This window comes from Mesorhizobium sp. M0998, from assembly GCF_040318885.1.
Taxonomy (GTDB): domain Bacteria; phylum Pseudomonadota; class Alphaproteobacteria; order Rhizobiales; family Rhizobiaceae; genus Mesorhizobium.
This window is the reverse complement of sequence record NZ_JAMYND010000123.1, coordinates 1-869: the sequence shown is the minus strand read 5'-3', so window position 1 is coordinate 869 and position 869 is coordinate 1. Positions and strand designations below refer to the sequence as shown.

1 protein-coding gene is annotated in these 869 nt (G+C 64.1%); it reads left to right on the top strand.

From position 1 onward, the window contains the following. Positions 1-869, top strand: an 869-nt coding sequence (gene groEL / locus NKH59_RS33380) for a chaperonin GroEL (RefSeq protein WP_353024485.1), incomplete at both ends; no start/stop codon positions are given.

The following is an 869-nucleotide window of genomic DNA, read 5'->3' as shown; positions in this document are numbered from 1 at the left end:
CTCATCCACGAAAAGAAGCTCGGCAATCTGCAGGCACTGCTGCCCATCCTCGAAGCCGTGGTGCAAAGCGGCAGGCCGCTGCTGATCATCTCCGAGGACGTCGAGGGCGAAGCGCTGGCAACGCTGGTCGTCAACAAGCTGCGCGGCGGACTCAAGGTAGCGGCCGTCAAGGCGCCTGGCTTCGGTGACCGCCGCAAGGCGATGCTGGAAGACATCGCCGTGCTCACCGCCGGACAGATGATTTCCGAGGATCTCGGCATCAAGCTGGAGAACATCACCATAGACATGCTCGGCCGCGCCAAGCGCGTGCTGATCGAGAAGGACACCACCACGATCATCGACGGCGCCGGCGAGAAGACCACCATCCAGGCGCGCGTCCAGCAGATCAAGGGGCAGATCGAGGAAACCACGTCCGACTATGACAAGGAGAAGCTGCAGGAACGTCTCGCCAAGCTGGCGGGCGGCGTTGCCGTCATCCGCGTCGGCGGCGCGACCGAATCCGAGGTCAAGGAAAAGAAGGACCGCATCGACGATGCGCTGAACGCCACGCGCGCGGCCGTCGAAGAAGGCATCGTTCCCGGCGGCGGCGTCGCGTTGCTGCGCGCCAAGGCTGTGCTGAAGGGGCTGACCGGAGCCAATGCCGATGTGACGGCAGGCATCTCGATCGTGCTCAGGGCCCTTGAAGCGCCAATCCGGCAGATCGCCGAGAATTCCGGCGTCGAAGGTTCGATCGTCGTCGGCAAGCTCGCCGAGGGCAAGGATCACAATCAGGGCTTCGATGCCCAGAACGAGGTCTATGTCGACATGATCAAGGCCGGCATCGTCGACCCGGCGAAGGTGGTACGGACGGCGCTGCAGGACGCGGGCTC